Source organism: Mycoplasma sp. 1890, from assembly GCF_053851615.1.
This window is the reverse complement of the sequence record NZ_JBSQAZ010000018.1, coordinates 1-4343: the sequence shown is the minus strand read 5'-3', so window position 1 is coordinate 4343 and position 4343 is coordinate 1. Positions and strand designations below refer to the sequence as shown.

Below are 4343 nucleotides of genomic sequence, written 5' to 3'. Positions count from 1 at the left end.
TTTTAAAGATAATTGCTTATTTGTTAAATTAGAATATGTAGTTATAACATCTAATAATTTTCGTTTTCTATTTAATTGAAAATAGTTTAATTCTATTTTGCGCATAATAAAGCCACCTATAACATTTTACTATATATGTTAGGTGGCTCATTCTTGTTACAATTTAATGAATTCTTGTATAAAAACGTTCAAATTTGATTAAAAATTAATCTAAAATGATTGATTTTATAGCATTTTGCAATGTTTTACTTTCTTTGATTTTTTCAATGTCATCAATATTGAATTTTTGCATAAGTATTTCTTTAATTAAAGATACATTATCAATATTGATAAATGTTTTATTATCAAAAATTGAACAAACTTCCAACTCTTCAAAGCTATTACAAATATCTCAAATATTGTTAGTTAATATAATAAAGTTAAATTTGTTAGTATAAGCAACCAACTCGCTAATATTGATATTATCAAAATTAGTGATAATTACAAGTTGCTTATCTAATTGATTTGTTAAATCAAAAAACTTAAATAAAATATCTTTATTAATCAATTTCTGATCATTTAGTTGGAATAAAAATTTAACTAACTTTGATTTATCTAAATTAAGATAAATAAAATCTTCAGCAACTAAATTTGTATAAAAATTTAATACTTCAGATAATAAATCACTTTTGATTAAATTTTCTTGATCAATTCTACTGTCTTTTATAAACATTTTATATAAACTATTTTTGCTGCTAAAGTTAAGGATATCAATAACTTTTGATAATGGATTAATAATAATACTTTCATTAACAAAATAGCCTTTATTATTAATTAAAAGACTTGGTTGATTATTTTGATTTTCATGATTAATTAACATAGCTAAAAAAGCTAAAGAGTTGCTGCTTTCAATAACTCTAATTCCTTGATAGTCATAATCTAAAAGATGACTAAATTTTATTATTTCTAACATAATTTATACCTCTAAATATATTTTTTTATCCAAGTAATATTCATTTAGTGATTTTTCGCCATTAATGATTTCAATATTTTGATATTGACTTTCTGTTACTAATAAAATTCTCACATTTGATTTTTTTGGAACGATTTTTATTAGTTTATCCTTTTCATAAGGATATTGAGTGTGAGCTGATATACATTTAACATAGATTGAATATTGAATCATGCTATAACCTAATTTAATTAGTTCATTTCTAAATTTATTATAATAAGCGATATTATCATCGTCCATCGAAATATCATACATAACAATTATTCGCATAAATCTACTTTGAATTTCAATCAATGATTAACTCTTCTAATGAACAATTTTCTAATATTTTTTTAACTGAATAATCAATATAATCGCGAATTCTTATATGCTTATTGTTGACATTAATATGCTCATCAAAAAATTCATATAGCATTTGCTTAAAAATTTTTCAATTCACTTCTTGATAATTAGCTTTCTTGATTAAATACTGATATACAACATAGTCAATAAACACTCTAGCTATTTCCATTAGATCGCATGCTAAACTATAAGGGTTATTAAAGCTTTTATGAAAAACGCCAATGCGATTATCAAAGCCACGCCCATTAATTGCCCGACTATAAAATGATAGTAAAATCGTATACCCATAATTTAGCATCGCATTAATATCATCATCAAAGTTATTTCTTTCTCTTTTAAAATCAGCTCCAAAAATATTTTTATAATAAAGTTTAGCTGCATGAGCCTCGCGGTTAGATAAATCACCAATTTTGACATCTAAAATATAATTTTTAAATTTTTGATAATCTTCATCATTAACTAAATTAAAATTTACTAACAAATTAAGTTGATTAGAAATCTTTAATTTAATAATATTTTTTCAGGTTATGGCTTTGTAATTCTCATCTCAAGTTAATTGAGATAAAAATACTTTGTTATTATAATAATTATCAAACGGAATAATTTGCGCCTGAGGCAGATGTTTTTCGTTGCATATAATTATGTTAACTTTTTCTTTTATAAATTTATTAATTAGTGGTATTGATATTGTTGTTTTATTATTTTCGAAAATAATACTATCAATATCATTAGTTGGTATTGTAATTTTACCTTGTTCTTTTTTAATAATTAAATTTCCTAAAAAAAGTGATAAATATTCACTTTCCGTAACATCGATTATTTTCTTCATATTCTTCTTTCTGCTTATATACTAAGCAAAAAAATTACATTGCAATTTTAAATATTATTTAAAAAATTCATTAAATTGGGCTTCTAATAATTAATATAACTATTTAGCTTGTTAATTCTTAATCAAATTGCAACATTTTTATAGTTTAAAAATGTTTCTTAAACTTAAGATATCAAATATGTTTTTTAAGACCTAAAAAATTTAAAACAGGAATTAGGAAAATTAGCAAAGTGTTATACTTTGCTATTATTTTTTTTGTAAATCTATATATTTCGAAAATAAAAATTAAATAGTAATATATTTTTAAATTAACCCTACGGGTCTTATTTTAAAAATTAGAATCCATTTTTTTAAGCTTTATTTATATTTGGATTGGTTGGCGAACCAATTTTTTCAAACCCATTTTGCGGACATTAAAATAAAATTAAAAATCTACTTAAAGTTTTCATATAGGTCATTACCCACTTTTTTAATTGGGTTTTTAAACATTGTTTTTAAGTGACTCGTTTCTTGTTTTAAATCCGATGTATTTAATTTAAATTTTTCTAAATTTCTAATCAAGTAATTAAACTTGTCTGTAAATGTCGAAACGACTGACTTATGCGTTACGACTATCAAACTCAATTTATAAGCCAAATCGTCTCAAATGTCAAGATTTTTGTCTATTAAAAAAAATTTCTTGTGAGTTAAAGTTAGATAAATCACTACTTGCTTTGTAACGATTTTCTGGAGTTTAAAAACAATATTCACCATTTGAGTTCATACAAAATAAAACTTTTATTTTCTTTGAAAAATAACTCTATTGCCGTTAGTAGCAACTGAGGCATAATATTCGTCTGCGCCTGAATGAGTTTTGTTTTTAAAATGATAATCAACATACCAACCAGGATCGCCTTCAGTTATTTTTCTAAAACAGTTTATCGCTATTTCTTTTTAATTTCGGAAATATAGAATTAAAATAATCTATTAATTGGTCTTCAATTTTACTAATTTCTGTTCAATGTTTTATATTCTTTATTTTAAAGCATATGGGATAACTTAATTGAGGAGTTTTAAAAGGTTTTTCAACACTACTATTTATTGCATAATAAAATATTGTTTCTGGAATTGTGCTATTTAAAATATTTTTTGCGTTTCTTTTAGCTTCTTTTCTAGTTGCTTTGTGTAAGTGCTCTGTTGCATACCCCTTTTTAAAGTGGGTCTGTAAGAGTTTTAAAAGATATTATTGACCCTTTTGTTCTGTAATAAACTGTCATAGTAACATTTCTAGTTCTATCTGTAGGTGGATCAAAAACAAAGGAACTAAAATCTCTGATTTTTTCAATTTCAGAATCTACTAGATCAGCGCCAAACTATTGTCTTTATTTATTTCCTTTATTTTTGTGTGAGACATTAAATGTCACGTCAAAATTTATAGATTTTTTAATTTTGGAAACTGTAAAACGGCTAACATCGTGTTTATGGCGATTTGGTTTATTTTTAATTTTTTCATTAGTTATATCGATATAAATACCTTTTCTTTTTTTCTCAAAATCTGTCAAATTATGGATTACTATTTTTTTTGTATTCTCAAAATTTCTGTTACAAACATAAATCAAATATCACCATGTGTATTTAACTATTCTTTTAATTTAATGTCACCATAATTTTAGGCCCGTATCTTGTAATATAAAAATTATTTTTATTACCATGTTTCTTTTTATAATCATCATAACTATTGTGAATTTTATGAGGTATTTCACTTAAAAAATGGTTACCTCCACTTCCTTTTATTCAATGTGGGATGCAAATCAAAGTGATTGGCTTAATAATGTGCAATTTATTACTAGTCGCATAACATGTTCTAATGATATTCAATGTATTTGGACTAATTTCAAGCTCGTATAAAACTATATTAATCATATTTCTTTAACTTTACTGTATTTTATAAATTGATCTATGCATTTATATTATCAATAATATAAAAATCAATAAATGAAAAATAAAAACCGCCAGTGGCGGTAAATTCGGCATAAAGCCTTATTTTAGTACATACTATTCTTAAGCAAGATCAGATTGTGATCAAATTTCTGTACATAATCATTATAAAGGATTTTTTAATAAATGTTAAAAAAATATTTTAAACATCATTAATTAGCGTGAAAAATGAGCCACCGATATTTTGAATTTGTTTAATTATAC

Annotated in this window: 6 protein-coding genes; all 6 read right to left on the bottom strand. The window is 23.5% G+C overall.

Annotated elements, in window-relative coordinates:
* Positions 1–205: 205 nt before the first annotated feature.
* The 6 genes from ACWXVO_RS03105 to ACWXVO_RS03080 all read right to left on the bottom strand — a co-directional run bounded on the left by ACWXVO_RS03105 (position 206) and on the right by ACWXVO_RS03080 (position 4064).
* Positions 206–952, bottom strand: a complete 747-nt coding sequence (locus ACWXVO_RS03105) for a hypothetical protein (protein ID WP_456002555.1) — start codon at positions 950–952, stop codon at positions 206–208.
* A 3-nt stretch (positions 953–955) separates the two neighbouring features.
* On the bottom strand, positions 956–1261 hold the full coding sequence (gene cas2, locus ACWXVO_RS03100; protein ID WP_438340428.1) for a CRISPR-associated endonuclease Cas2: 306 nt from the start codon (positions 1259–1261) through the stop codon (positions 956–958).
* 4 nt (positions 1262–1265) lie between these two features.
* Positions 1266–2162: a type II CRISPR-associated endonuclease Cas1 gene (cas1, locus tag ACWXVO_RS03095; protein WP_438340429.1), complete on the bottom strand. Its 897-nt coding sequence runs from the start codon at positions 2160–2162 to the stop codon at positions 1266–1268.
* A 432-nt stretch (positions 2163–2594) separates the two neighbouring features.
* Positions 2595–2915 (bottom strand): hypothetical protein, encoded by a 321-nt coding sequence (locus ACWXVO_RS03090; RefSeq protein WP_456002552.1) that lies wholly within the window; start codon positions 2913–2915, stop codon positions 2595–2597.
* Positions 2916–3523: 608 nt separating this feature from the next.
* Positions 3524–3703: a hypothetical protein gene (locus tag ACWXVO_RS03085; RefSeq protein ID WP_456002549.1), complete on the bottom strand. Its 180-nt coding sequence runs from the start codon at positions 3701–3703 to the stop codon at positions 3524–3526.
* A gap of 85 nt (positions 3704–3788) precedes the next feature.
* The gene (locus ACWXVO_RS03080; RefSeq protein ID WP_456002546.1) at positions 3789–4064 is read right to left on the bottom strand and encodes a hypothetical protein; all 276 of its coding nucleotides are present in this window, start codon (positions 4062–4064) and stop codon (positions 3789–3791) included.
* Positions 4065–4343 lie beyond the last annotated feature (279 nt).